This window comes from Lentzea alba (assembly GCF_011067745.1).
Taxonomy (GTDB): Bacteria; Actinomycetota; Actinomycetes; order Mycobacteriales; family Pseudonocardiaceae; genus Lentzea; species Lentzea alba.
In genome coordinates this window covers 1,519,505-1,544,539 of the sequence record NZ_JAAMPJ010000001.1, presented here as the reverse complement: position 1 = coordinate 1,544,539, position 25,035 = coordinate 1,519,505, and the positions used below count along the sequence as shown (strand labels likewise).

Here is a 25,035-nt window from a genome sequence, read left to right as displayed (position 1 = left end):
ATCGGTGCATGGCGGATGACCTGGAGCTGCGCTTCGAGCGCACCGTGCAGGCCGAATCGCGCATCGAGCCGCGCGACTGGATGCCCGACGGCTACCGCAAGACCCTGATCAGGCAGATCGCCCAGCACGCGCACTCCGAGATCATCGGCATGCAGCCGGAGGGCAACTGGATCTCCCGCGCGCCGTCGCTGCGGCGCAAGGCGATCCTGCTGGCGAAGGTGCAGGACGAGGCCGGGCACGGCCTGTACCTGTACTCGGCGACCGAGACGCTCGGCGCCGACCGCGAGGACCTGACGACCAAGCTCATCGAGGGCCGCCAGAAGTACTCCTCGATCTTCAACTACCCGACGCTGACGTTCGCCGACGTCGGCGTGATCGGCTGGCTCGTCGACGGCGCCGCGATCTGCAACCAGGTGCCGCTGTGCCGCACGTCCTACGGGCCGTACGCGCGCGCCATGATCCGCATCTGCAAGGAAGAGTCGTTCCACCAGCGTCAGGGCTACGAGCTGCTCATGACGATGATGCGCGGCACCCAGCAGCAGCGCGACATGGTGCAGGACTCGGTGAACCGCTGGTGGTGGCCGGCGCTGATGATGTTCGGCCCGCCGGACTCCGAGTCGACGAACACCGAGCAGTCGATGGCGTGGCGGATCAAGCGCGACACCAACGACGAGCTGCGGCAGAAGTTCGTGAACATGAGCATGCCCCAGGCCGAGGCGCTCGGCGTGACGTTCCCGGACCCCGAGCTCAAGTGGAACGAGGAGCGGGGCCAGTACGACTTCGGCTCGCCGGACTGGGACGAGTTCTGGCAGGTCGTCAAGGGTGGCGGCGTCTGCAACGAGCAGCGCATCGCGCACCGGCGCAAGGCGCACGAGGACGGTTCGTGGGTCCGCGAGGCCGCCGTCGCCCACGCGCAGAAGCACGCACAGAAGGAAGGTGCCGCGTGAGCACGTCTTGGCCGCTGTGGGAAGTGTTCGTGCGGGGCAAGCGCGGCCTGAACCACGTGCACGTCGGTTCGCTGCACGCACCGGACGCGGAGATGGCTCTGCGCAACGCCCGTGACGTCTACACGCGCCGCAACGAGGGCGTCTCCATCTGGGTCGTGCCCGCGACCGCGATCACGGCTTCGTCGCCGGACGAGAAGGACCCGTTCTTCGCGCCGTCCGGGGACAAGGTCTACCGGCACCCGACGTTCTACGCGATTCCCGAGGACGTGCCGCACCTATGAGCTTCGATAACGCGTACGAGTCGTTGCTGGGCCACGAGGACGCGCACTGGGCGTTCGGGACGGGTTTCTCGGAGGCCCTGTCCGGCGTGAACCGCGAGTTCCCGCCCGGCGTCGACCGCGAGGCTCTGGCCGCCTACTGCCTGATGCTCGGCGACGACGCGTTGATCTTCTCGCAGCGCCTCTCGGAGTGGTGCTCGCGCGCTCCGGAGCTCGAAGAGGACATCGCGCTCGCCAACATCGCCCTGGACCTGCTCGGCCAGGCCCGGATGCTGCTGACGCGCGCCGGCGAGGTGCTGGATCGCGATGAGGACCAGCTGGCCTACCTGCGCGACGAACGCGAGTTCCGCAACGTGCACCTGGCCGAGATCGACTGCGGACCGGGCCCCGGCGGCGACTTCGGCACGACCATCGCGCGCCTGCTGGTGTTCTCGTCGTGGCGCCTGGCCCTGTTCTCGCGCCTGCGCGGCTCGGCCGACCCGGTGCTGGCCGCCATCGCCGAGAAGGGCCTGAAGGAGCTGGCCTACCACCGCGACCACGCCGCCCAGTGGACCGTCCGGCTCGGCGACGGCACCGACGAGTCGCACCGCCGCATGCAGGCCGGCCTGGCCCGCGTGTGGCCGTTCGTGGACGAGCTGTTCGCGACACACCCCGTCGAAACCCGTCTCGCCGGCGTCGCGGTCGACCCCGCGTCCCTGCGGTCCGAAGTGGACGGTGTGCTGGAGGCGGTTCTCAACGCCGCCGGCCTCACGCGTCCCGCGGACACTCGTGCCGCGCGGGTCGCGGGCATGGCCGGCCGCGACGGCGTGCACACCGAGGCCATGGGCTACCTGCTCGCCGAGATGCAGCACCTGCACCGCTCGCTGCCCGGAGCGGTCTGGTGACCACCGCACTCGAGATCGCGTCGGCCGTGCGGGACCCGGAACTCCCGGTCCTCACGCTGGCGGACCTCGGCGTGCTCCGCGAGGTGTCCGAACAGGACGGTCGCGTGGTCGTCACCATCACCCCGACCTACTCGGGCTGTCCTGCGATCGACGAGATGGGCGCCGACCTGCGCCGTTCGTTGATCTCCGCGGGTTTCGCGGAAGTCGAGGTGCGCCTGTCGCTCTCACCTGCCTGGACGACGGACTGGATCAGCGACGAAGGCCGCACGAAGCTGGCTGAAGCGGGCATCGCACCACCGTCCCGCGTAGGACCTGTCGCCGTCGGACCCGTTCCGCTGAACCTCGTGCCGCCGTCACGACAGGTCGCCTGCCCGCAGTGCGGCTCGCTCAACACCTCGGAGATTTCCCGGTTCGGCTCGACCGCGTGCAAGGCCCTGCGCCGCTGCAACGCCTGCTCCGAGCCCTTCGAGCACGTCAAGGAGATCTAGTTGTCGCCCAAAAACGGGAAGCGGGGGGCCGCCTTCCACAAGCTGACGGTCGCCCGCGTCGACCGCCTCTGCGACGACGCCGTGGCCGTCACCTTCGACGTGCCTTCTGACCTGTCCGAGGACTTCGCCTTCGCCGCGGGCCAGTACCTGACCCTGCGCCAGGGCGACGAACGCCGCTCGTACTCGATCTGCGCTCCCGCCGGAGCCTCCCCGCGCATCGGCGTGCGCCGCGTCGACGGCGGCCAGTTCTCGACGTGGCTGGTGGACCGGCTCGTCGCGGGTGACGTCGTCGAAGTCCTGCCGCCGCTGGGCAAGTTCACGCCCACCGGCACCGGCACCCACCACGGCCTGGTGGTCGCCGGCTCGGGCATCACCCCGGCCCTGTCGATCGCCGCGACCGTCCTCGCCACCGGCGCCCGCGTGACCCTGCTGTACGGCAACCGCAGCACCAACACGGTGATGTTCGCCGACGAACTGGCCGACCTGAAGGACCGCTACCCGGCCACCTTCCAACTCGTCCACGTGCTGTCCCGCGAACCCCGCGACGTGGAGCTGTTCACCGGCCGCCTGAACGCCGAAAAGCTGACCGCGCTGTTCGGCAGCATCGTGCCGTTCGACGCCATCGACGAGTGGTGGCTGTGCGGCCCGTACGAGATGGTCCAGGACGCCACGGCCGTGCTGCGTGATCGCGGCGTGCCGGCCGAACGAGTGCACCACGAACTCTTCTACGTCGACGAACCACCGCCCCCTCCGCGCCGGGCCGAGGCCGTGGTGGACGCCGCCGCGTCCGTGACCGTGGTGCTGGACGGCAAGTCGACGACCTTGCCGCTGCCCGCCGACGAGCCGATCCTCGATGCGGCGCAACGGGTTCGCGCCGACCTGCCGTTCGCCTGCAAGGGCGGGGTGTGCGGCACGTGCCGGGCGTTGGTGACCGAGGGGTCCGTCGAGATGCGCCGGAACTACGCGCTGGACGAGTCCGAGGTGGCGGCGGGGTTCGTGCTGACCTGCCAGGCGTTGCCGACCAGCGAGTGCGTGACGGTCGACTTCGACGCCTGAGTTTCCCGACGAACGAGCGGTGAACGTGGCACGATCACGGCCATGGGGGTTGTCGTCCGTTCAGCGCTCTGGGGTGCCGCAGTCGGCACCCTGCTCATGGGCGTCCTCACGACGATCATCGACCTGACCGTCCCGAGCGACCGGCCGCCGTCCCCGGTCTTCATCACGGTCATCGCGATCGCCGCCATCGCTCTGGCCTTCGGTGGCGTGCCGGGAGCCGTGGTCGGCATCGGCGTCGGCTTCATCCGCCGCTCGATCCAGCGTCCCGGCCAGCAGCGTCCCGGCCAGCCCCGGCCCGCGTACCTGCCGATGCCGCAGCAGCCCTACGACATGTGGTCCGAGCTGGTCGAACGCTGTGCGGAGTCCACGCGAAGGGTCGCGGCCGCGGTTCAGACCGTGCCGAAGTCGGCGGCCAAGGACTGGCTGCAGCGGATCAGCGAGCAGCTGACCAAGGAGCTCGACGACGTGCGCGGCATCGCGCAGCTGGGCAGGGCGCTCGGTGCGGTCGACCGGCAGCACCCGGTGTACCAGCGGTTGCTCAAGGCGGCGCACGACTTCCAGCAGTTCGAGAACGAGGTCGGCCGGGTCGCGTTGCAGATGTTCGACCACCCGGAACTAGACGAGGCGCGCATCCATCTCGAAGTGCTGGAGAAGCAGCTTCCTCAGCTGTCGGCCTGAAGCGCGGACTGCCACCAGCCCAGCACCTCGTCGGCCGCGTCGGGAGCGGCCACCAGCAGACCGTCCACGGGCAGTTGGGCACCCTCACCGCGTCGATCCAGCACGACCGCACCGGACTCCACGGCCAGTGACACCGCACCGGCGACGTCCCACTCGTGATAGCCATGCAGTACCGCGGCGGCGACGTGACCCAACGCCACCTGTGCCACGGCAAGGCATTTCGAGCCCAGGACACGCACGCCCGTGCCTGCGATCGCGGCTGTGGAGATGAATTCACCCATTCCTGGCCACGGACCCGTTCGGGTCATCTCCGTGCACACCACCAAAGAATCACCCTGGCGTTCGGTCAGACGCACGGGCGTGCCGTTCGCACGCATGCCACGGCCGCGTGCGGCGGCGTAGATCTGCGAGCGGTACGGGTCGGCGACCACACCGACCACGGGACCCCAGCGGTCCACCAGGGCAAGGCTGTAGGCGCACCACGGCATGCCCGCGGTGTAGTTCGCGGTCCCGTCGACCGGGTCCACCACCCAGCGGAACTCGGAGTCGCCGGGAACGTCCACGTTGGAGTTTTCACAGAACACGGGGATCGACGGGAACTCGGCCGTGAGCACGCGGCGGGTGTGTCGTTCCAGGGTGCGGTCGGTGTCGGTGACCCAGTCGAACGGCGACTCGTCGGAGTCGGGACGGACGCCGCGGCCGGCGGTGGCCATGATGACGTCGGAGGCGTCGTTCGCCAGGCGACCAGCCACTTCCAGCGCGATGGACACCAGTCCGGGGTCGACTGGGTGCGCGGGGCGGGACGACAAGACGGTCATGCTGGCCTAGTTTCACCGCGTCGAGTGACCGGCAACCCAATCGAAGATGACGAAACGACGATCACCTGGCCACGACGTGAGGTGTTCTGACCGCGTCAAATTTCGCGTCACGCGGACTTCACACCCGCCCTACAAGGTGTGTCTGTGCGCGTAGCGATCGTGACCGAGAGCTTCCTGCCCCAGGTGAACGGGGTCTCCAACTCCGTGCTCCGCGTCCTGGAGCACCTGCGCCGCAACGGCCATCAGGCGATGGTCGTCGCGCCAGGTGCCGGAGCGGACTCCCACCACGGCACCCCCGTCGTCAGAGTTTCCGCCGTCGACGTGCCCATGGTGACGAGCCTGCCCATCGGGGTGCCGAGCCCGAGAGTGCTGCACGCGCTGGCTGACTTCCAGCCGGACGTCGTGCACCTCGCCTCGCCGTTCGTGCTGGGTGCGTACGGTCTCCGGGCCGCGCGCAAGATCGACGTGCCGACCGTCGCCGTCTACCAGACCGACGTCGCCGGGTTCGCCGGCAGCTACGGCCTCGGGCTCACCAAGCGAGCCGCGTGGCGGTGGACCAAACGCCTCCACACACTGTCCGACCGCACGCTCGCGCCGTCGAGTTCGGCCGTCGAGGCGTTGGAGCTGCACGGTGTGCCGCGCGTGCACCGGTGGGGCCGCGGTGTCGACATCGACCTGTTCCACCCGCGCCCGAGGCACAACGACGAGCTCACCGTGGGCTACGTCGGACGCCTCGCGCCGGAGAAGCAGGTGCACCGGCTGCGTGAGCTGCACGACATTCCGGGCGTGCGGCTGCGGATCGTGGGCGACGGTCCCGACCGCGCACAGTTGGAGCGCGACCTGCCGCGCGCCGAGTTCCTCGGCTTCCGCGCCGGACAGGAGCTCGCCGAGGCCTACGCCTCATTGGACGTCTTCATCCACACCGGACCGCACGAGACGTTCTGCCAGGCCGTGCAGGAGGCGCTCGCGTCCGGCCTGCCCGTGCTCGCGCCGAACGCGGGCGGCCCGCGCGACCTGGTGAACCACGGCCGGACCGGGTACCTCTTCGAGAACGACATCGCGCAGTACGTCGAACTCCTGCGCGACCCGCTGCGGCGCAAGCGGTTCGGTCTCGCCGCCCGCAAGTCGGTGCTCTCCCGCACCTGGCCTGCGATCTGCGACGAGCTGATGGGCCACTACGCTGCGGTGACCGGACTAACTCACCAGGCGGCCGCTTGAGGATCGTTCAGCTAGCCAACTTCTACGGACCCAAGTCGGGCGGACTCCGCACGGCGCTGCACCACCTGGGCACCGGCTACGTGCAGGCGGGCCACGAGGTGGTGCTGGTCGTGCCGGGTGATCGCCGCGCGGACGAGGTGCTGCCCGGCGGTGTCCGGCGCATCACGCTGCCCGCGGTGAAGATCCCGTACACCGGCGGCTACCGCGTCGTGGACCCGTGGCGGGTGAAGTCGCTGATGGAGCACCTGAAGCCCGACCGGCTCGAAGTCTCCGACCGGCTCACGTTGCGCGGCATGGGCGCGTGGGCGACCGAGCGCGGCATCCCGAACGTCGTGATCTCGCACGAACGCCTCGACCGCCTGCTGCAGTTCGTGCTGCCCGAGGGCCCGGCCGTGCGTGGCGCAGACTGGGCCAACGGCCGCATGGCCGCCTCCTACGACACGGTGGTGTGCACGACGGCGTTCGCGCGCGAGGAGTTCGACCGCATCGGCGCCCGCAACGTCTGCCAGGTGCCGCTGGGTGTCGACCTGGCGACGTTCACCCCTCGCCGCCACTCCGTCGACCTGAGGCGAGACCTGTTGCAGGGAAAGGAGAACCTGCTCATCCACTGTGGACGCCTGTCGCCGGAGAAGCACGTCGAACGCTCGGTCGACACGCTGGCCGAACTGCACGAGCAGGGCCACTCCGCCCGTCTGGTGATCGCCGGTGACGGCCCGCGCCGCGCGGCCCTGGAGAAGCGCGCGGCAGGCCTGCCGGTGACGTTCCTCGGCTTCGTGAAGTCCCGGATGGACGTCGCCTCGCTCCTGGCCTCGGCCGACCTGTCGCTGGCGCCCGGCCCGCACGAGACGTTCGGTCTGGCCGCCCTCGAAGCTCTCGCCAGCGGCACCCCGGTCGTCGTGAGCCAGAGCAGCGCGCTGAAGGAGATCGTCCAACCCTCCTGCGGCGCGGCCGTCGACGACCACGCGTCGGCCTTCGCGTCGGCCGCTCGACGTCTCCTGGAATCGGGTTCCCGCGAGGCCGCCAGAGCCCGCGCCGAGGAGTACCCGTGGCACGCCGCGGTGGACGGCATGCTGACGGCTCTGAAGGTGCCCTGAAGATGATCTCAGCGGCCCTGACTTAGTCTCTTGGCATGTCGCGAGCCGGCTTGGACAAGAACCCGCGCGAGGTCGCCGAGATGTTCGACGGCGTGGCCAAGGGCTACGACCGCACGAACTCGGTCATGACGCTGGGCTTCGACCGCCGCTGGCGGGAGTGGAGCCGCCGCGTGCTCGACGCCCGCCCCGGCGAGAAGGTCCTCGACCTCGCCGCCGGCACCGCGGTGTCCACCGTCGAGTACGCCGCCTCCGGCGCCTGGTGCGTGGCCGCCGACTTCTCCGTGGGCATGCTCGCCTCGGGCGCCCACCGCCGCGTCCCGAAGGTGGCCGCCGACGCTCTGCGCCTGCCCTTCAAGGACAACTCGTTCGACGCCGTCACGGTGTCCTTCGGCATCCGCAACTTCAACGACACCGTCGTCGCCCTGCGGGAAATGGCCCGCGTCACGAAACCGGGCGGCCGCATGGTGATCTGCGAGGTCTCCACCCCGGTCTGGACGCCGTTCCGCGTCGTCTACATGCGCTACCTGCTCAAACTGCTGCCGTTGATCGCGAAGTTCGTGTCCTCGAACCCGGTCGCTTACTCCTACCTGGCCGAGTCCATGGCCACCTGGCCGGACCAGCGGGCGCTGGGCGAGCTCATCTCGCAGGCGGGCTGGGAGGACGTGGCCTGGTTCAACCTGACCGGCGGCATGGTGGCCCTGCACCGAGCGACCAAGCCGAAGCCCGCGCCGGAAGAGCCCGCAGACCCGACCGCCTGACCCCCCGCTCGATGGGAACGCGGGGCCCCCGCGTTCCCCTGACGGGAACGCGGGGCCCTCGTGTTTCCATCAAACCGGCCGCCACAACGTTGCTGTGACATTGGGACGCGGACGTGTGGCGGCGGTGCGGTATGCGCCCAGCAGCTCCTTGAGAACGCTGTTCGGATCGGCTCTAAGCCGTGATGGAACGGTGTGCACGGTCATCACGCCGTGCGCCAACAGGGCTGAATGCTGTGCCATCGTGTGGGCGTAGTCAGCGGGAGACAGGTGGAACTCCTTGGAGTCGATCTGCCAGGCTAACCCGACTTCGTCCCACCAACCGTCCACGATCGCGAGCTGCTGTCCACGTGCAGAGCGGATGAGCACGTTTCGCTGAGGCGTCGGCAGGGATGATCGGCTGACCAGCGATCGTGCCCACGCTTCAGCTGCGGAACGGACGCCGTCCGATACCTCGTCCAGCACGGCTCTGGGCAGGGCGGTGCCGCCAAGGTGGAGGTTTCTGAGCTCCATCGCGAGCGCCGTCGGTGAGCAGAGTTGTCGTTGAACGGCATCCGCGATCATCGCTCGCACCACATCGAAGCGACTCTCACGTCGTGCGGCGTCGATGAGTGCGCGAGCGAGATCGACGATGGGAAAGCCGTCGATCAAGCTGCCTGTCCATGGCCGGTTCGACCGTTCGACAAGAAGAGGGCCTTGGCTTGCGAGACCTCGGCCGTGAGGTACTAGGACGTGGATGCGATGGTCTTCCGGAAGCCGTCGCACGCCGTGCCTCCGAGCTGCCTCGAAGCCGGTCAGGTACGTGAGCGGGCCGGCTCGCAACAACGCACCTCTGACGAGCTGTCTTCGGTCGGGAGTTCCGCCTGTCAGCAGATAGACGCCGAGGAACATTCGTGTCCAACCACCGCCAGGCCGGCACTTGAGTGCCATCGCCTTGCCTGTCAGCCCAAGTTTCAGCAGTTCGCGGCGGGCTGCCACCCCGTCCTCGAACAGATCTGCCAGGCGTCCGTAGTCAGCTGCCGCCCATTTGCTCATTCAGCCAATCATGGGCATCGGACAGCCGTCGGCAACCACCTCATGATCGACATGTGGACAACTAGCGATCTTTGAAGTCACGCGGGAGTCCCGCGTTTCCTCGTGGGGAACGCGGGGCCCCCGCGTTCCCGAAACGGAGGGCGCGGCTGGCGGGCCGGGTCTCAGGGTGGGGCGGTTAGAGTCGCGAGCAGAGCTGTGAGCTGTGACGGGTACACGTAGGGAGTCTGGATGAGCAGGCGCGGGATCAACGAGGACGCCGACGTCATCGTGGTGGGGGCGGGACCGGCGGGCTCGACCGCGGCGACCTACCTGGCCAGGGCGGGCCTCGACGTCCTCCTCCTCGAGAAGAGCTCCTTCCCCCGGGAGAAGGTCTGCGGTGACGGCCTCACGCCCCGCGGCGTGAAGCAGCTGATCGACCTCGGCATCGACACCCGCGAGGACAACGGCTGGCTGCACAACAAGGGGCTGCGGGTCGTCGGCGGCGGCGTCACGATGGAGCTGGACTGGCCTGACCTGGCCACGTTCCCCAACTACGGCGTGGTGCGTCCGCGCATGGACTTCGACGAGATGCTCGCGAACACCGCGAAAGCGGCCGGCGCGCGCATGCACGAGAACACCACGGTCACCAAGGCCATCATCGAGAACGGCCGGGTCGTCGGCGTCGAGGCCAAGCAGGGACCGGAGAAGAACCCGGTCACGTACCGGGCCCCGATCACGGTGGCGTGCGACGGCGTGTCAGCGCGCCTCGCTCTCAGCGTCGGCCTGCAGAAGGACGACGCGAAGCCGATGGGGGTCGCGGTCCGCCGGTACTACGCGAGCCCGCGCACCAAGGACGACTACCTCGAGTCGCACCTGGAGCTGTGGGCGCCGGACGGCCAGCTGCTGCCCGGTTACGGCTGGATCTTCGGCATGGGCGACGGCAGCGTGAACGTCGGCCTCGGCATCCTGAGCACGTCGAAGGCGTACGGCACCACGGACTACCGCCAGCTCCTGCGCAGCTGGCTCGACGGCACGCCGGAGGAGTGGGGCTTCCGCGAGGAGAACGCGACGAGCCGCATCGGTGGCGCCGCGCTCCCGATGGGCCTCAACCGCAAGCCGCACTACCGGGCGGGCCTCGTGCTCGTCGGCGACGCCGGCGGCATGGTCAACCCGTTCAACGGCGAGGGCATCGGCTACGCCATGGAGTCGGCCAAGATCGCGTCCGAAAGTGTCGTCCAGGCGCTCGCGCGGACGGGCGTCAACCGTGAACGCGCGCTGCACGGCTACCCGATTCGGATCGAACAGGCGCTCGGCAGTTACTACCGGCTCGGGAACGTCTTCTCGAAGCTCATCGGGAACCCGGCGGTCATGCGGACCGCAACGAAGTACGGAATGCCGCGAAAGCGCCTGATGAAACTCGTGCTCAAGCTACTTGCGGGCCTCTACGACCCCAAGGACGGCGACGCAATGGACCGCCTGATCGTGGCCGCCACGAAGCTCGCGCCGACGGCGTAAATTACTCCGAATAGGTGACGGCACCGGCTCAATACGAGCCGGTGCCGTTTCGCATGTGTCGGGCAAGTTAAAGCCCCAGGTCAGACCCTGTGATCTAGGTCATTTACAGGCGTTCTACACTGGCGAGCGACCTTGTGAATCACTTCACAACAGTCTGAACAAGCTTGTGAACTGTTTCACAAGCGTTTGTTAGGTTCGCCTAACAAACGAGTCGGAGAACTACACCCTTAGGGTGCGCCTCGACCACGAGGAAAGGACGACGGAGCGTGCTTGACCCTTACCTCCCCCTCGTATTGATGTTCGCGCTCGCCGGGGCGTTCGCCCTGTTCTCGGTGACCGCAGCGCCCTACATCGGACCCCGCCGCTACAACAAGGCGAAGCTCGACGCCTACGAGTGCGGCATCGAACCGAGCCCGCAGCCGGTCGTGGGTGGTGGGCGCATGCCCGTCGCCTACTACCTGACGGCGATGCTCTTCATCTTGTTCGACATCGAAATGGTCTTCCTCTACCCGTTCGCCGTAGCGGCCGACAAGCTCGGCCTGTTCGGGCTGGTGGAGATCGTCCTGTTCGTCGCCACGGTCGGCTTCGCGTACGTCTACGTGTGGCGTCGCGGCGGCCTCGACTGGAACTGAGGAAGTCATGGGTCTCGAGGAGAAGCTCCCGAACGGCATCCTGCTGGTCAGCGTCGAGAAGCTGGTCAACTGGACCCGCAAGTCCTCGCTGTGGCCTGCCACCTTCGGCCTGGCCTGCTGCGCCATCGAGATGATGACGACGGGTGGACCGCGCTACGACCTCGCCCGCTTCGGCATGGAGGTCTTCCGGGCCTCACCGCGCCAGGCGGACCTGATGATCGTCGCGGGCCGCGTCACCAACAAGATGGCGCCGGTGCTGCGGCAGATCTACGACCAGATGCCCGAGCCCCGCTGGGTGCTGGCCATGGGCGTGTGCGCCAGCACTGGCGGCATGTTCAACAACTACGCGGTGGTGCAGGGCGTCGACCACGTCGTGCCCGTCGACATGTACCTGCCGGGCTGCCCGCCGCGGCCGGAGATGCTGATGGACGCGATCCTCAAGATCCACGCCAAGATCATGGACGAGCCGCTCAACGCCGTGCGCGCCAAGGCGCTCGCCGACTCGGGCTACCGCACCGATCTCATCCCGTCGTCCGAGCGTTTTGCGAGGAAGAAGTGACCGAGCCAGGGGGAGAGCACTCCAGCGCCGACCGCGCTGGAGAGGGCCTCGAAAAGACCAACGGCGCAGAAGCCAAGGCACCGATCTTCGCGGGCAAGGAGCGCAAGGGCCTCTTCGGCGTCACCGGCTCCGGTGACACGTCCGGCTTCGGTGGCCTGCGCCTGCCCGCCCACGTGGCCGCTCCGTCCGAGCGCCCGTACGGCGGCTGGTTCGACGAGGTCGCCGACGAGCTGTTCGCCGCGATCAGCGACAAGGGCCTGCCCGCCGACACGGTGCAGCAGGTGACCGTCGACCGCGGCGAGATCACCTTCTACCTCCTGCCGGAGACGTTGCTGGAGGTCGCGCGCATCTGCCGCGACACCCCGTCGCTGCGCTTCGAGCTCTGCAGCTCGGTCTCCGGTGTCGACTACGGCGCCGAAGTGCCGCAGCGCCTGCACTCGGTCACGCACCTCACGTCGATGACGTACCGCCGCCGCATCCGGCTGGAGGTCGCGGTCGACGTCGAGCACCCGCACGTGCCGAGCCTCGTCGAGGTCTACCCGACGGCGGACTGGCAGGAGCGCGAGACCTGGGACATGTTCGGGATCATCTACGACGGTCACCCCGGACTGACCCGCATCCTCATGCCGGACGACTGGGACGGGCACCCCCAGCGCAAGGACTACCCGCTGGGCGGCATCCCGGTGGAGTACAAGGGCGCGGAGATTCCTCCGCCGGACCAGAGGCGGTCGTACTCATGACCGAGCGGCTTTCCGACGTCACCACCGGGACGAACACCAGCGCGACCGGTAGCGACAGCACGGACGACGTCAACACCCGCACGGAGACCCCGGAGATCGCGGACTCCCGCAGGACCACCGAGGGCACCGTCTACACGGTGACCGGCGGCGACTGGGACGACGTGCTCGCGGACGCCGTTCACGACGAGCGCATCGTCATGAACCTCGGCCCGCAGCACCCCTCGACGCACGGCGTGCTCCGCCTGGTGCTGGAGCTGGAGGGTGAGACCGTCACTCACGCCCGCAGCGTCATCGGCTACCTGCACACCGGCATCGAGAAGAACCTCGAGTACCGCAACTGGGTCCAGGGCGTCACGTTCATCACGCGCACCGACTACCTGGCGCCGCTGCACCACGAGGCCGCGTACTGCATGTCGGTCGAGAAGCTGCTCGGCGTCACGGTGCCGGACAAGGCGCAGGCCATCCGCGTGCTGCTGATGGAGATCAACCGGATCAGCTCGCACCTCGTCGCGCTCGCCACCGGCGGTATGGAGCTCGGTGCGCTGACCGGCATGACCTCCGGCTTCCGCGAGCGCGAAGAGGCCCTGCACCTGCTGGAGCACCTCACCGGTCTGCGCATGAACCACGCGTTCATCCGGCCGGGCGGTCTCGCGCAGGACCTGCCGGACGACGCGGTCGAGAAGATCACCGCGTTCGTCAAGATCATGGAAAAGCGGCTGCCGGACTACGACAAGCTGCTCACCGGCCAGCCGATCTGGCGCAACCGCCTCGCGGGCGTGGGCTACCTGCCCGTCGACGCGTGCCTCGCCCTCGGCATCACCGGCCCGATCCTGCGCTCCGCCGGCCTCGGCTGGGACCTGCGCAAGATCGAGCCGTACAGCGGCTACGAGAACTACTCCTTCGACGTGCCCACCTCGAACGCGGCGGACTGCTTCGCGCGGTACCTGCTGCGTCTCGAGGAGATGCACCAGTCGCTGAAGATCATCAAGCAGGTCGTGAAGAACCTGCCGACCGGTCCGGTGATGGTCGAGGACGCCAAGATCGCGTGGCCCGCGCAGCTCACGATCGGCAGCGACGGCATGGGCAACTCGCTCGAGCACGTCCGCAAGATCATGGGCCAGTCGATGGAGTCCCTGATCCACCACTTCAAGCTGGTGACCGAGGGCTTCAAGGTGCCGTCCGGCCAGGTGTACGTGCCGGTCGAGTCGCCGCGCGGTGAGCTGGGCTACCACGTCGTCTCCGACGGCGGCACCCGCCCGATGCGCGTGCACCTGCGCGAGCCCAGCTTCGTGAACCTCCAGTCGATGCCCGCGATGTGCGAGGGCGGCATGGTCGCCGACGTCATCGCGTCCGTCGCCTCGATCGACCCCGTGATGGGTGGTTGCGACCGATGACTCAGGCGCCAGAACAAACTTTCGACCAGTCCACTGTGGACCGCGCGCAGGCGATCATCGCCCGCTACCCGCAGTCCCGCAGTGCGCTGCTGCCGATGCTGCACCTGGTGCAGTCGGTCGAGGGCTACGTGAGCCAGGAGGGCATCCGGTTCTGCGCCGGGCAGCTCGACCTGAGCGAGGCCGAGGTCAGCGCGGTCGCGACGTTCTACACGATGTACAAGCGCCGCCCGTGCGGTGAGCACCTGGTCAGCGTGTGCACGAACACGCTGTGCGCGGCGCTCGGCGGCGACGACATCTACAAGACCCTCAAGGACCACCTCGGGGTGGGCCACGAGGAGACCGCGGGCGAGCCGGGCACGCCGGGCTCGATCACCCTGGAGCACGCCGAGTGCCTCGCCGCGTGCGACCTCGGCCCGGTTCTCCAGGTGAACTACGAGTTCTACGACAACCAGACGCCGGACAAGGCGCTGGGCCTCGTGAAGGCGTTGCAGTCGGGGGACAGGCCCGCCCCCACGCGCGGCGCCCCGCTCACCGATTTCAAGCAGGCGGAACTGCAGCTCGCCGGCTTCTTCGAGGGTCGCGACGCGGACCTCGACGGACCGTCGGCGGCGCCGGAGACGCTCCGGGGCGCCCAGATCGCGAAGGACCGCGGCTGGGACGCACCGAAGATGCCGGCCAACGCCGAGTTCCCCGCCCTGCCGGAAAAGAAGTAGGGGGAACACCACATGGTCAACCCGCTGACTCCCGTTCTCACCAAGAGCTGGACCGAGCCCAGGTCCTGGACTCTTCAGACCTACGAGCGCGTCGGTGGCTACACCGCGCTGCCGAAGGCTTTGAAGGCCCACCCGGACCAGCTCATCCAGCAGTGCAAGGACTCCGGGCTGCGCGGTCGCGGCGGTGCGGGCTTCCCCACCGGCATGAAGTGGGGCTTCATCCCGCAGGGCGACGGCAAGCCGCACTACCTCGTCATCAACGCCGACGAGGGCGAGCCCGGCACCTGCAAGGACATCCCGCTGATGATGGCGGACCCGCACTCGCTGATCGAGGGCGTGATCATCACGTCGTACGCGATCCGCGCGAACTTCGCGGCGATCTACGTCCGCGGCGAGGTCCTGCACTGCATCCGCCGCCTCAACGCCGCCGTGCGCGAGGCGTACGCCAAGGGCTACCTCGGCAAGGACATCCTCGGCAGCGGGTTCGACCTGGACCTGGTGATCCACGCCGGTGCGGGCGCGTACATCTGCGGCGAGGAGACCGCGCTGCTCGACTCGCTGGAGGGCCGTCGTGGCCAGCCGCGACTCAAGCCGCCGTTCCCCGCGACCTCGGGCCTCTACGCGTCGCCCACTGTCGTGAACAACGTCGAGACGATCGCGTCGGTTCCCTTCATCGTCAACGGTGGCGCGGACTGGTTCCGCGAGATGGGTCGCGACCGCTCGCCCGGTCCGAAGATCTACTCGCTGTCCGGTCACGTCACGAACCCCGGCCAGTACGAGGCGCCGATGGGCACGACGCTCCGGCAGCTGCTCGACATGGCCGGTGGCATGAAGGACGGCATCCCGCTGAAGTTCTGGACGCCGGGTGGTTCGTCCACGCCGCTGTTCACCGCGGAGCACCTCGACGTGCCGCTGGACTTCGAGGGTGCCGCCGAGGCCGGTTCGATGCTCGGCACGACGGCGCTGCAGATCTTCAACGAGACCGTGTCCGTGCCGTGGGCCGTCATGAAGTGGACGGAGTTCTACAAGCACGAGTCGTGCGGCAAGTGCACGCCGTGCCGCGAGGGCACGTACTGGCTCGTGCAGATCCTGCAGCGGATGGTGGCGGGCAACGGCACGGCGAGCGACATCGACACGTTGCTCGACGTCTGCGACAACATCCTCGGCCGCTCGTTCTGCGCGCTCGGTGACGGTGCCGTCAGCCCGATCACCAGTGGCATCAAGTACTTCAAGGACGAGTTCCTGGCTCTTTGCGACCAGAACTCTCACGTCCTGGCTGGAGCGAACGCATGACCATCGCCCCTGACAAGAGCACCGAGATCGTCGTGCCGGAGGGTCACGTCAAGCTCGTCATCGACGGCGTGGAAGTTGTTGCGCCGAAGGGTGAGCTGCTGATCCGCACCGCGGAACGACTCGGCACCGTCATCCCGCGCTTCTGCGACCACCCGCTGCTGGAGCCCGCGGGCGCCTGCCGCCAGTGTCTCGTCGAGGTCGAGATGGGCGGCCGGCCGATGCCGAAGCCGCAGGCCTCCTGCACGATGACGGTCGCGGACGGCATGGTCGTGAAGACCCAGCTGACCTCGCCGGTCGCGGACAAGGCCCAGCAGGGTGTGATGGAGCTGCTGCTCATCAACCACCCGCTGGACTGCCCGATCTGCGACAAGGGCGGTGAGTGCCCGCTGCAGAACCAGGCCATCGCGCACGGTCGCAGCGACTCCCGCTTCCACGAGCACAAGCGGACGTTCCCGAAGCCGATCAACATCTCCACCCAGGTGTTGCTCGACCGCGAACGCTGCGTGCTCTGCCAGCGCTGCACCCGGTTCTCCGCGCAGATCGCCGGTGACCCGTTCATCGAACTGCTGGAGCGCGGTGCGCAGCAGCAGATCGGTACGGCGCAGGAGAAGCCGTTCCAGAGCTACTTCTCCGGCAACACCATCCAGATCTGCCCGGTCGGTGCTCTCACCAGTGCCGCCTACCGGTTCCGCGCCCGCCCGTTCGACCTCGTGTCGACGCCGAGCGTCTGCGAGCACTGCTCCTCCGGTTGTGCCGAGCGCACCGACTGGCGGCGCGGCAAGGTGCAGCGCAAGCTCGCCGGCGACGACCCGCAGGTCAACGAGGAGTGGATCTGCGACAAGGGCCGGTTCGCCTTCCGCTACGCCACGACGGCCGACCGCATCAAGCGGCCGCTGGTGCGCGACGAGGAGACCGGTGAGCTGCGCGAGTCTTCCTGGACCGAGGCGCTGCAGGTCGCGGCGGCCGGTCTGGCGGCGGCCCGTGACGCGAACGGCGTCGGTGTCCTCACCGGTGGCCGGCTGACCGTCGAGGACGCCTACGCGTACTCGAAGTTCGCCCGGATCGCGTTGCGCACCAACGACATCGACTTCCGCGCCCGGCCGCACAGCGCCGAGGAGCTGGAGTTCCTGTCCGGCACCACGGTGTTCACCAACCCGGACAACGGCGTCACCTTCCAGGGCATCGAGTCCGCACCGGCCGCGTTGCTGGTCGCGTTCGAGCCCGAGGAAGAGGCCCCGATCGTCTTCCTGCGCCTGCGCAAGGCCGCTCGCAAGGGCACCACGAAGGTCTTCCACCTCGGCCAGTTCACCACCCCGGCCGTCGAGAAGACCTTCGGCACGCTGCTCGCGTGCGTGCCCGGATCCGAGGCCAACGCGCTGAACGCGTTGCCGGAGCACGCTTCCGACGTCGTCGACCTGCTGGGCAAGCCCGGCGCGGTGATCCTGGTCGGCGAGCGCGCCGCCGAGATCCCCGGCGCGTTCACCGCGGTCGCGCGGCTGGCGGAGCGCACCGGCGCCAAGGTCGCGTGGATCCCGCGCCGTGCCGGTGAGCGCGGTGCGCTCGCGGTCGGTGCCACGCCGAACCTGCTGCCCGGCGGACGCCACGTCGCGAACGCGGCCGCCCGCACCGAGGTCGAACGGACCTGGGGCGTCGAGGAGGGCACGATCCCGGCGACGCCGGGCCGTGACACCACCGCGATCCTCACCGCCGCCGCGAACGGCGACCTGTCCGGCCTGGTGGTCGGCGGCGTCGACCCGTTCGACCTGCCGGACCCCGCCCTCGCCGAGAAGGCGCTGGCCGGAGCCGCGTTCATCGTGAGCCTGGAGCAGCGGCCGAGCGCGGCCACCGCGCACGCCGACGTCGTGCTCCCGATCGCCCCGGCGGCCGAGAAGTCCGGCAGCTTCCTCAACTGGGAGGGCCGCCGCCGCGAGTTCGGCACGATTCTCGAAGGCACCGGTTCGCTTTCGGACTGCCGCGTGCTCGACACCCTCGCGGTGGAGATGGACGCGGACCTGTTCACGCAGACGCCCGCCGCCGCGGCCGCCGACCTCGCCCGCCTGGGCGAGGGCGTCCCGAGCGGTTCCTCGCTCAACGTCGCCGCGCCGCTGCAGAGCCCGGCCGGTGCGGGCAAGGCGGTCCTCGCCACCTGGCACCGCCTGATCGGCAACGGCTCGCTGCAGGTGGACGAGCCGCACCTGGCCGGCACCGCACGCCCGGTCGTCGCGAAGGTCGCCGAGGCCACCGCGCAGCAGTTCGGCCTGGAGACCGGCGGCTACGTCACGGTCTCCACCGAGCGCGGCGCCATCACGCTGCCGGTCGAGACCGACGACCTGCCCGAGGGCGTCATCTGGCTGCCCACCAACTCGGGTGACGTGACCGTCCGGGCCACGCTCGGCGCGGGCCACGGCTCGATCGTCTCCGTCAGCGGCGGATCTTCCTCTGGGGTGAAGTCATGATCCAGCACGTGCTCGCGGAGAACGGCGAGACCGCCAAGCTGCTCGCGGACGACCCGATCTGGCTGGTCCTGATCAAGGTCGTCGGGATCTTCGCCTTCCTCGTGGTCATGACCCTGTTCATGATCAACTGGGAGCGCAAGGTCGTCGCGCGGATGCAGCACCGCCCCGGCCCGAACCGGGTCGGCCCGAACGGCTGGCTGCAGTCGCTCGCGGACGGTCTGAAGCTCGCGTTCAAGGAGGACATCCGCCCGGTCCTCGCGGACAAGTGGGTGTTCTTCCTCGCCCCGGTGATCTCCTGCATCCCCGCGTTCCTCGCGTTCTCGGTGATCCCGCTCGCGGGCGAGGTCAACCTGTTCGGCCAGCAGACCGCGCTGCAGCTCGTCGACCTCCCGGTCGGCGTGCTGGTGGTGCTGGCCTGCTCCTCGCTCGGCGTCTACGGCATCGTGCTGTCCGGCTGGGCCTCCGGCTCGCCGTACCCGCTGCTCGGCGCCCTGCGTTCGGCCGCGCAGGTGATCTCCTACGAGATCGCGATGGGCCTGTCGATCGTCGCGGTGATCATGTTCACCGGCTCGATGTCGACCGGTGACATCGTCAACGCTCAGGCGAGCACGGTGCTCGGCGCGTTCCCCGGCTGGTTCGGCTTCCTGCTGTTCCCCAGCTTCGTGATCTACGTGGTGTCGATGGTCGGCGAGACCAACCGCGCTCCGTTCGACCTCCCCGAGGCCGAGTCGGAGCTGGTCGGTGGTTTCCACACGGAGTACAGCTCGCTGAAGTTCGCGCTGTTCTTCCTCGCCGAGTACGTCAACATGGTCACCGTCTCGGCGCTCGCGACCACGCTCTTCCTCGGCGGCTACAAGGCACCGTGGAGCGGCGAGTTCATGAACACCGGCTGGTGGGGCCTGCTCTGGTTCATCATCAAGACGCTGGCGTTCCTCTTCCTCTTCATCTGGCTGCGCGGCACGCTTCCCCGCCTGCGCTACGACCAGTTCATGAAGCTGGGCTGGAAGGTGCTCGTCCCGACCAGCCTCGTCTGGATCATGGCCGTCGCGGTCATCCGCACCGGTGCGATCCAGGAGCTCTCCACGGCGCAGCGGCTCATCGCGCTCGGCGTGATCGTCGGCCTCGTGCTGCTGGTCTCGTTCCTGCTGCCGGACAAGAAGGTCCAGGACACCAAGGGCGTTCCGCTCGCGGGTTCGGGCTTCCCGGTGCCGCCGCTCGATCTCGTTGTCCCCAAGGCTGCGCCCAAGCGCAAGGTCAAGGTCGCCAACCTCCCCAAGGAGACGGCAGCCGTCACCACCGGTAAGGAGGCTGAGTAGGGATGTTCGAGTCCCTCAAAGGCTTCGGCGTCACCTTCGGCACCATGTTCAAGAAGGTGGTGACGGAGGAGTACCCCGAGGTCAAGAAGGTGACCGCGCCGCGGTTCCACGGCCGTCACCAGCTGAACCGGCACCCGGACGGGCTGGAGAAGTGCGTCGGCTGCGAGCTGTGCGCGTGGGCCTGCCCGGCGGACGCGATCTTCGTCGAGGGTGGCGACAACACCGAGGAAGCGCGCTACTCGCCCGGTGAGCGCTTCGGTGCCGACTACCAGATCAACTACCTGCGCTGCATCGGCTGCGGCCTGTGCATCGAGGCCTGCCCGACCCGTTCGCTCACGATGACGAACGAGTACGAGCTCGCCGACGACAACCGCCAGGACCTGATCTTCACCAAGGAGGACCTGCTCGCCCCGCTGCTGCCCGGCATGGAGCAGCCGCCGCACCCGATGCGGCTGGGCGAAAACGAGCAGGACTACTACGTGAACGGTCCGCAGCTCGCGAAGGTGGCCCAAGAAGGTAAGGGGACACAGCAGTGAGCCTCTTGACGTTCCTGGCGCAGCAGCCGGAACCGGTGCAGCGCGTCGCCGACGTCGTGACGACGGGCGAGGCGATCTCGTTCTGGATCCTCGGCCCGCTCGCGCTGGCCGGCGCGCTCGGCATGCTCTTCGCGCGCAACGCGGTGCACTCCGCGCTGTGGCTCGTGGTGACGATGCTCAGCCTCGGTGTGCTGTACATGATCCAGCAGGCGCCGTTCCTCGGCTTCGTGCAGATCATCGTCTACACCGGCGCGATCATGATGCTGTTCCTGTTCGTGCTGATGATGGTCGGCCGGGACAGTTCGGACTCCGTGGTCGAAGTGATCCGCGGCCAGCGACTCGCGGCCGCGTTGCTCGGCATCGGGTTCGCCGTCCTGATGGTCGGTTCCGTCGCCCGCGCGCTCACCTCGGTCGAGTCCAGGGGCCTGGCCGAGGCGAACACCACGAACGGCGGCAACGTCGGCAACATCGGCCAGAAGCTCTTCACGGACTACCTGTTCGCGTTCGAGCTCACGTCGGCGCTGCTGATCACCGCCGCCCTCGGCGCGATGATCCTGGCCTTCGTCGGCCGGGACGGGAAACCCTCCAAGAAGACGCAGAAGGAACTCGTCGAGGAGCGCTTCCAGGAGGGCAAGCGGGTCGGGTCCATCCCCGGTCCGGGTGTCTTCGCCACCGCGAACTCCGTCGCCACCCCCGCGCTGCTGCCCGACGGCAGCGTCTCGGAGGAGTCGCTGTTCGAGGTCATCGAGGCGACCGACAAGGCCACGCTCTCGGACGACGTCGCCGACGTGGCCGGCACCGGGCACGAGGCCGACGCGCACGCGCTCAAGGGAAGTGAGTCGTGACTCCCACGTACTACCTGCTGCTGTCGGCACTGCTGTTCAGCATCGGCGCCGTCGGCGTCCTGGTGCGCCGCAACGCCATCGTGGTGTTCATGTGCGTCGAGCTCATGCTCAACGCGGTCAACCTGAGCCTCGTGACGTTCGCGCGGATCAACGGCTCGCTCGACGGTCAGGTGATGGCGTTCTTCGTGATGGTCGTCGCCGCGGCGGAGGTCGTGGTCGGCCTCGCGATCATCATGTCCATCTTCCGGACGCGTCGCTCGGCCTCGGTCGACGACTCGAACCTGCTGAAGTACTGAGGGGTCACCGGTGACGGAACCTGTTGCCGCCAGCGGGATCGCTTCTCTCGCCTGGCTTCTGTTGGCGCTGCCCGCGTTCGGCGCGGCGGTGCTGCTGGTCGGTGGCAAGCGCACCGACAAGTGGGGTCATCTGCTCGGCTGCGCCACCATCCTCGGCGCGTTCGGCTACGGACTCGCGCTGTTCTTCTCGACGCTCGGCCTGTCGCCGGAGGAGCGGGTGCAGAACGTGCACCTGTTCAACTGGGTGGACATCAACGCGCTGACCGTCGAGTTCGGACTGCGGATCGACCCGCTGTCGCTCACGTTCGTGCTGCTGATCACCGGTGTGGGTTCGCTGATCCACATCTACTCGGTCGGCTACATGGCGCACGAGGAAGGCAGGCGGAAGTTCTTCGCCTACCTCAACCTCTTCGTGTCGGCGATGCTCCTGCTGGTGCTGGGCAACGGTTTCGTGACCCTGTACTTCGGCTGGGAGGGCGTCGGTCTCGCCTCGTACCTGCTGATCGGCTGGTACCAGTACAAGCCGGAAGCGGCGTCGGCGGCCAAGAAGGCCTTCCTGATGAACCGCGTCGGTGACCTGGGTCTGGCCATCGCGATCTTCCTGATGTTCAACCGCCTCGGGACCACGCAGTACACCGAGGTCTTCAGCCGGGTCAGCGAGTTCTCGTCCGCCGAGGTCCTCGCGATCACGCTGCTGCTGCTCCTGGGCGCCTGCGGCAAGTCCGGTCAGTTCCCGCTGCAGGCTTGGTTGCCCGACGCCATGGCCGGCCCGACCCCGGTGTCCGCCCTGATCCACGCGGCAACGATGGTCACCGCGGGTGTGTACCTGATCGCCCGCTCGAACCCGCTCTACAACCTGAGCGAGGACGGCCGCCTCGTCGTGATGATCATCGGTGGCGTCACGCTGCTGATCGGTTGCATCATCGGTTGCGCCTACGACGACTTCAAGAAAGTCCTGGCGTACTCCACGGTCTCGCAGATCGGTTACATGATCCTCGCGGTGGGCCTCGGCCCGATCGGGTACGCGCTGGGCATCATGCACCTGCTGACGCACGGTTTCTTCAAGGCAGGGCTCTTCCTCGGTGCCGGTTCGGTCATGCACGGCATGAACGACGAGGGCAACATCCGCCGGATGGGCGGGCTCTACAAGTTCCTGCCGATCACCTTCGTCACCTGGACGCTCGGCTACCTCGCGCTGATCGGCATCCCGCCGTTCGCGGGCTACTTCTCGAAGGACGCCATCATCGCGGCGGCGTTCACCGGCGAAGGCTGGCGCCCGTGGGTCTTCGGCGGCGTCGCACTGCTCGGTGCCGCGCTGACCGCGTTCTACATGACGCGCCTGCTGATCCTCGTCTTCCTGGGCCAGCCCCGCTGGAAGGACCTGAAGGCGGAGAACGGCAAGGACTACCACCCGCACGAGTCCCCGCTGTCGATGACCATCCCGATGATCATCCTGGCGGTCGGTTCGGTTGGTGGCGGTTGGTTCCTCTCCTCCGGCGGACGTCTGGCCGGCTGGCTGGAGCCCTCGCTGGGCGAGCTCAAGGAAGAGCACGGCGTGATCTCGCACGGCATGGTCGGGATCCTGACCGTCGTGCTCGCGGTGGTCGGCGCCGGTCTCGCGTTCCTGCTCTTCGGCCGCGGCAAGCAGCCGGTCGAGCGGCCGGCGCGGGTGTCGTTCCCGGTGCGCGCGGCTCGTGCGGACCTCTACGGCAACGCACTGAACGAGGCCCTCTTCGCGCGGCCGGGCACCTGGCTCACCCGCGCGCTGGTGTTCCTCGACCTGAAGGGCGTCGACGGTCTGGTCAACGGCACCGCGGCGCTGCTCGGCGGTAGCTCCGGCCGGTTGCGCAGGCTGCAGACCGGGTTCGTCCGCTCCTACGCACTGTCCATGCTGCTGGGCTCGATCTTCGTGCTCGGGGCGCTCCTGGTGGTGAGGTTCTCGTGACCTGGGTTCTGATCGCACTGCTGGTGGTGCCGCTGGTCGGCGCGCTCGTAGTGGCGTTCCTGCGCAAGAACGACACGAAGGCGAAGTTCGTCGCACTGGCGTTCTCGCTCGTCGAGCTCGTGCTCGCCGTTCTGCTGTGGACCGCCTACGACCCGGACGGCGAGCGCATCCAGCTCGCGTCCGGCGTGACCTGGATCGAGTCGTTCGGCGTCCGGCTCTCGTTCGGCATCGACGGCATCGCACTGGTGATGATCGCGGTCATCGCGCTGCTGATCCCGCTGGTGATCGGTGCCGGCTGGACGGAGAAGCTGCCGGCCGGTCGTTCCCAGGGCGGGTACCTCGCGCTGATCCTGGTGCAGGAGGCCGTGACGGTCGCGGTGTTCGCCGCCACCGACGTCTTCCTGTTCTACGTGCTGTTCGAGGTCATGCTGATCCCGATGTACTTCCTGATCGGCGGCTACGGCGGCGCGCGCAGGCAGTACGCGGCGGTCAAGTTCTTCCTGTACTCGTTCCTCGGCGGCCTGATCATGCTGGCCTCCGCGATCGGCGCCTACGCGATGGCGTCGGACGAGCTGGGCAAGGGCACGTTCGACTGGGCCACGCTCGTGACGGTGGTCCGCGACGCCGACGCGACGACGCAGACCTGGTTGTTCCTCGGCTTCTTCCTGGCGTTCGCGATCAAGGCGCCGCTGGTGCCGTTCCACACCTGGCTGCCGGACGCGGCCGCCGAGGCGCCCATCGGCGTCACGGTGATCGTCGTCGGCATCCTGGACAAGGTCGGCACCTTCGGCATGCTGCGCTACCTGCTGCCGATGTTCCCGACGGCGTCGAAGAACCTGGCGCCGCTCGTGCTGGTGCTCGCGGTGGCCGGTGTCCTTTACGGATCGCTGCTCGCCACGGGTCAGCGGGACATGAAGCGGTTCCTGGCTTACGTCTCGATCGCCCACTTCGGCTTCATCGCGCTCGGCATCTTCGCGTTCACGTCGCAGGCGGGTGTGGGCTCGGTGTCGTACATGCTCAACCACTCGATCTCGACCGGCATGCTGATCCTGGTGATCGGCATGGTGATCGCCCGCGGTGGTTCGTCGCTGATCTCCGACTACGGCGGCATGTCGAAGGTGGCGCCGCTGCTCGCCGGCATGCTGCTGATCTCCGGTCTGACCACGCTGTCGCTGCCGGGCACGAACTCGTTCGTCTCCGAGTTCCTGGTGCTGATCGGCTCGTTCCCGACGCAGCCGGTCTACACGATCATCGCGACGGTCGGCATGGTGCTCGCGGCGCTCTACGTGCTGTGGCTCTACCAGCGGATCATGACCGGCCCGCTGCGCGGTGACGCGCTCATCGGTGCGGCGGCGGGTCCGGGTGCGGTCGGCGACCCGGAGAAGAAGACGGCCATCGGCGACCTCACCAAGCGCGAGATCGCAGTGCTGGCACCGCTCGTTGTCATCGTGCTGGCCCTCGGGTTCTACCCGCAGCCGGTGCTCGACGTCATCACCCCGACTGTCGGGGCGACGCTGACCGAGGTCGGCGTGACCGACCCGGTCACCGTGCAGGAAGGCAAGTGA

At 68.3% G+C, this 25,035-nt stretch carries 25 protein-coding genes; 23 read left to right on the top strand and 2 right to left on the bottom strand.

Features of this window, described 5'->3' with window-relative positions; all coding sequences use genetic code 11:
* Nucleotides 1-8 precede the first annotated feature (8 nt).
* The 6 genes from paaA to G7043_RS07465 are packed head-to-tail and all read left to right on the top strand — an operon-like array spanning nucleotide 9 to nucleotide 4,331.
* Nucleotides 9-947 carry a 1,2-phenylacetyl-CoA epoxidase subunit PaaA gene (gene paaA / locus G7043_RS07490; RefSeq protein WP_166044735.1) on the top strand — a complete coding sequence of 313 codons (939 nt, stop codon included), beginning with the start codon at nucleotides 9-11 and terminating at the stop codon, nucleotides 945-947.
* On the top strand, nucleotides 944-1,228 hold the full coding sequence (gene paaB / locus G7043_RS07485) for a 1,2-phenylacetyl-CoA epoxidase subunit PaaB (protein WP_053733232.1): 285 nt from the start codon (nucleotides 944-946) through the stop codon (nucleotides 1,226-1,228). Before paaA ends, paaB begins: the two co-directional genes overlap by 4 nt.
* Nucleotides 1,225-2,109, top strand: coding sequence for a 1,2-phenylacetyl-CoA epoxidase subunit PaaC (gene paaC, locus G7043_RS07480; protein WP_166044734.1), 885 nt, complete (start codon nucleotides 1,225-1,227; stop codon nucleotides 2,107-2,109). Before paaB ends, paaC begins: the two co-directional genes overlap by 4 nt.
* Nucleotides 2,106-2,597 (top strand): 1,2-phenylacetyl-CoA epoxidase subunit PaaD, encoded by a 492-nt coding sequence (gene paaD / locus G7043_RS07475; RefSeq protein ID WP_166044733.1) that lies wholly within the window; start codon nucleotides 2,106-2,108, stop codon nucleotides 2,595-2,597. The genes paaC and paaD overlap by 4 nt, the downstream gene beginning before the upstream one ends.
* Entirely contained in the window at nucleotides 2,598-3,653 is a 1,056-nt protein-coding gene (paaE, locus tag G7043_RS07470) for a 1,2-phenylacetyl-CoA epoxidase subunit PaaE (RefSeq protein WP_166044732.1), read from the top strand. It abuts the gene before it with no gap.
* Nucleotides 3,654-3,695: 42 nt separating this feature from the next.
* Nucleotides 3,696-4,331, top strand: coding sequence for a hypothetical protein (locus G7043_RS07465; RefSeq protein ID WP_166044731.1), 636 nt, complete (start codon nucleotides 3,696-3,698; stop codon nucleotides 4,329-4,331).
* On the opposite strand, the gene G7043_RS07460 is transcribed toward G7043_RS07465, so the two are convergent.
* The gene (locus tag G7043_RS07460; RefSeq protein ID WP_166044730.1) at nucleotides 4,316-5,149 is read right to left on the bottom strand and encodes an inositol monophosphatase family protein; all 834 of its coding nucleotides are present in this window, start codon (nucleotides 5,147-5,149) and stop codon (nucleotides 4,316-4,318) included. The genes G7043_RS07465 and G7043_RS07460 overlap by 16 nt on opposite strands.
* 144 nt (nucleotides 5,150-5,293) lie before the next feature.
* Between G7043_RS07460 and G7043_RS07455 the strand changes: the two genes are divergently transcribed.
* Genes G7043_RS07455 through G7043_RS07445 form a run of 3 tightly spaced genes read left to right on the top strand, consistent with a single transcriptional unit; the run spans nucleotide 5,294 to nucleotide 8,219 of the window.
* The gene (locus G7043_RS07455) at nucleotides 5,294-6,367 is read left to right on the top strand and encodes a glycosyltransferase family 4 protein (protein WP_313887735.1); all 1,074 of its coding nucleotides are present in this window, start codon (nucleotides 5,294-5,296) and stop codon (nucleotides 6,365-6,367) included.
* Nucleotides 6,364-7,461 (top strand): glycosyltransferase, encoded by a 1,098-nt coding sequence (locus G7043_RS07450; RefSeq protein WP_166044728.1) that lies wholly within the window; start codon nucleotides 6,364-6,366, stop codon nucleotides 7,459-7,461. Before G7043_RS07455 ends, G7043_RS07450 begins: the two co-directional genes overlap by 4 nt.
* A 35-nt stretch (nucleotides 7,462-7,496) precedes the next feature.
* Complete coding sequence (locus tag G7043_RS07445; protein ID WP_166044727.1) at nucleotides 7,497-8,219, top strand: demethylmenaquinone methyltransferase; 723 nt, start codon at nucleotides 7,497-7,499, stop codon at nucleotides 8,217-8,219.
* 69 nt (nucleotides 8,220-8,288) lie between these two features.
* Here the strand turns inward: G7043_RS07445 and G7043_RS07440 are convergent, their stop codons facing one another.
* The gene (locus G7043_RS07440) at nucleotides 8,289-9,251 is read right to left on the bottom strand and encodes a hypothetical protein (RefSeq protein ID WP_166044726.1); all 963 of its coding nucleotides are present in this window, start codon (nucleotides 9,249-9,251) and stop codon (nucleotides 8,289-8,291) included.
* 228 nt (nucleotides 9,252-9,479) lie between these two features.
* Between G7043_RS07440 and G7043_RS07435 the strand changes: the two genes are divergently transcribed.
* The 14 genes from G7043_RS07435 to G7043_RS07370 all read left to right on the top strand — a co-directional run bounded on the left by G7043_RS07435 (nucleotide 9,480) and on the right by G7043_RS07370 (nucleotide 25,035).
* Complete coding sequence (locus G7043_RS07435; RefSeq protein ID WP_166044725.1) at nucleotides 9,480-10,745, top strand: geranylgeranyl reductase family protein; 1,266 nt, start codon at nucleotides 9,480-9,482, stop codon at nucleotides 10,743-10,745.
* Nucleotides 10,746-11,011: 266 nt separating this feature from the next.
* Entirely contained in the window at nucleotides 11,012-11,377 is a 366-nt protein-coding gene (locus tag G7043_RS07430) for an NADH-quinone oxidoreductase subunit A (protein WP_030478224.1), read from the top strand.
* Nucleotides 11,378-11,384: 7 nt separating this feature from the next.
* Nucleotides 11,385-11,936, top strand: coding sequence for a NuoB/complex I 20 kDa subunit family protein (locus G7043_RS07425; RefSeq protein ID WP_086666372.1), 552 nt, complete (start codon nucleotides 11,385-11,387; stop codon nucleotides 11,934-11,936).
* Entirely contained in the window at nucleotides 11,933-12,676 is a 744-nt protein-coding gene (locus tag G7043_RS07420) for an NADH-quinone oxidoreductase subunit C (RefSeq protein WP_313887734.1), read from the top strand. Before G7043_RS07425 ends, G7043_RS07420 begins: the two co-directional genes overlap by 4 nt.
* Nucleotides 12,673-14,070 (top strand): NADH-quinone oxidoreductase subunit D, encoded by a 1,398-nt coding sequence (locus tag G7043_RS07415; RefSeq protein ID WP_166044724.1) that lies wholly within the window; start codon nucleotides 12,673-12,675, stop codon nucleotides 14,068-14,070. Before G7043_RS07420 ends, G7043_RS07415 begins: the two co-directional genes overlap by 4 nt.
* Nucleotides 14,067-14,783, top strand: coding sequence for an NADH-quinone oxidoreductase subunit NuoE (gene nuoE, locus G7043_RS07410; RefSeq protein ID WP_166044723.1), 717 nt, complete (start codon nucleotides 14,067-14,069; stop codon nucleotides 14,781-14,783). Before G7043_RS07415 ends, nuoE begins: the two co-directional genes overlap by 4 nt.
* 12 nt (nucleotides 14,784-14,795) lie before the next feature.
* Nucleotides 14,796-16,076: an NADH-quinone oxidoreductase subunit NuoF gene (gene nuoF, locus G7043_RS07405; RefSeq protein WP_166044722.1), complete on the top strand. Its 1,281-nt coding sequence runs from the start codon at nucleotides 14,796-14,798 to the stop codon at nucleotides 16,074-16,076.
* Nucleotides 16,073-18,532, top strand: a complete 2,460-nt coding sequence (locus tag G7043_RS07400) for an NADH-quinone oxidoreductase subunit G (RefSeq protein ID WP_166044721.1) — start codon at nucleotides 16,073-16,075, stop codon at nucleotides 18,530-18,532. The genes nuoF and G7043_RS07400 overlap by 4 nt, the downstream gene beginning before the upstream one ends.
* Nucleotides 18,529-19,848: an NADH-quinone oxidoreductase subunit NuoH gene (nuoH, locus tag G7043_RS07395; protein ID WP_166044720.1), complete on the top strand. Its 1,320-nt coding sequence runs from the start codon at nucleotides 18,529-18,531 to the stop codon at nucleotides 19,846-19,848. The genes G7043_RS07400 and nuoH overlap by 4 nt, the downstream gene beginning before the upstream one ends.
* 2 nt (nucleotides 19,849-19,850) lie before the next feature.
* Complete coding sequence (gene nuoI, locus G7043_RS07390; protein ID WP_166044719.1) at nucleotides 19,851-20,384, top strand: NADH-quinone oxidoreductase subunit NuoI; 534 nt, start codon at nucleotides 19,851-19,853, stop codon at nucleotides 20,382-20,384.
* Complete coding sequence (locus G7043_RS07385) at nucleotides 20,381-21,229, top strand: NADH-quinone oxidoreductase subunit J (RefSeq protein ID WP_166044718.1); 849 nt, start codon at nucleotides 20,381-20,383, stop codon at nucleotides 21,227-21,229. Before nuoI ends, G7043_RS07385 begins: the two co-directional genes overlap by 4 nt.
* On the top strand, nucleotides 21,226-21,525 hold the full coding sequence (gene nuoK, locus G7043_RS07380) for an NADH-quinone oxidoreductase subunit NuoK (RefSeq protein ID WP_030473209.1): 300 nt from the start codon (nucleotides 21,226-21,228) through the stop codon (nucleotides 21,523-21,525). The genes G7043_RS07385 and nuoK overlap by 4 nt, the downstream gene beginning before the upstream one ends.
* Before the next feature lie 10 nt (nucleotides 21,526-21,535).
* Nucleotides 21,536-23,470, top strand: coding sequence for an NADH-quinone oxidoreductase subunit L (nuoL, locus tag G7043_RS07375; protein WP_313887733.1), 1,935 nt, complete (start codon nucleotides 21,536-21,538; stop codon nucleotides 23,468-23,470).
* Nucleotides 23,467-25,035 carry an NADH-quinone oxidoreductase subunit M gene (locus G7043_RS07370; protein WP_166044717.1) on the top strand — a complete coding sequence of 523 codons (1,569 nt, stop codon included), beginning with the start codon at nucleotides 23,467-23,469 and terminating at the stop codon, nucleotides 25,033-25,035. Before nuoL ends, G7043_RS07370 begins: the two co-directional genes overlap by 4 nt.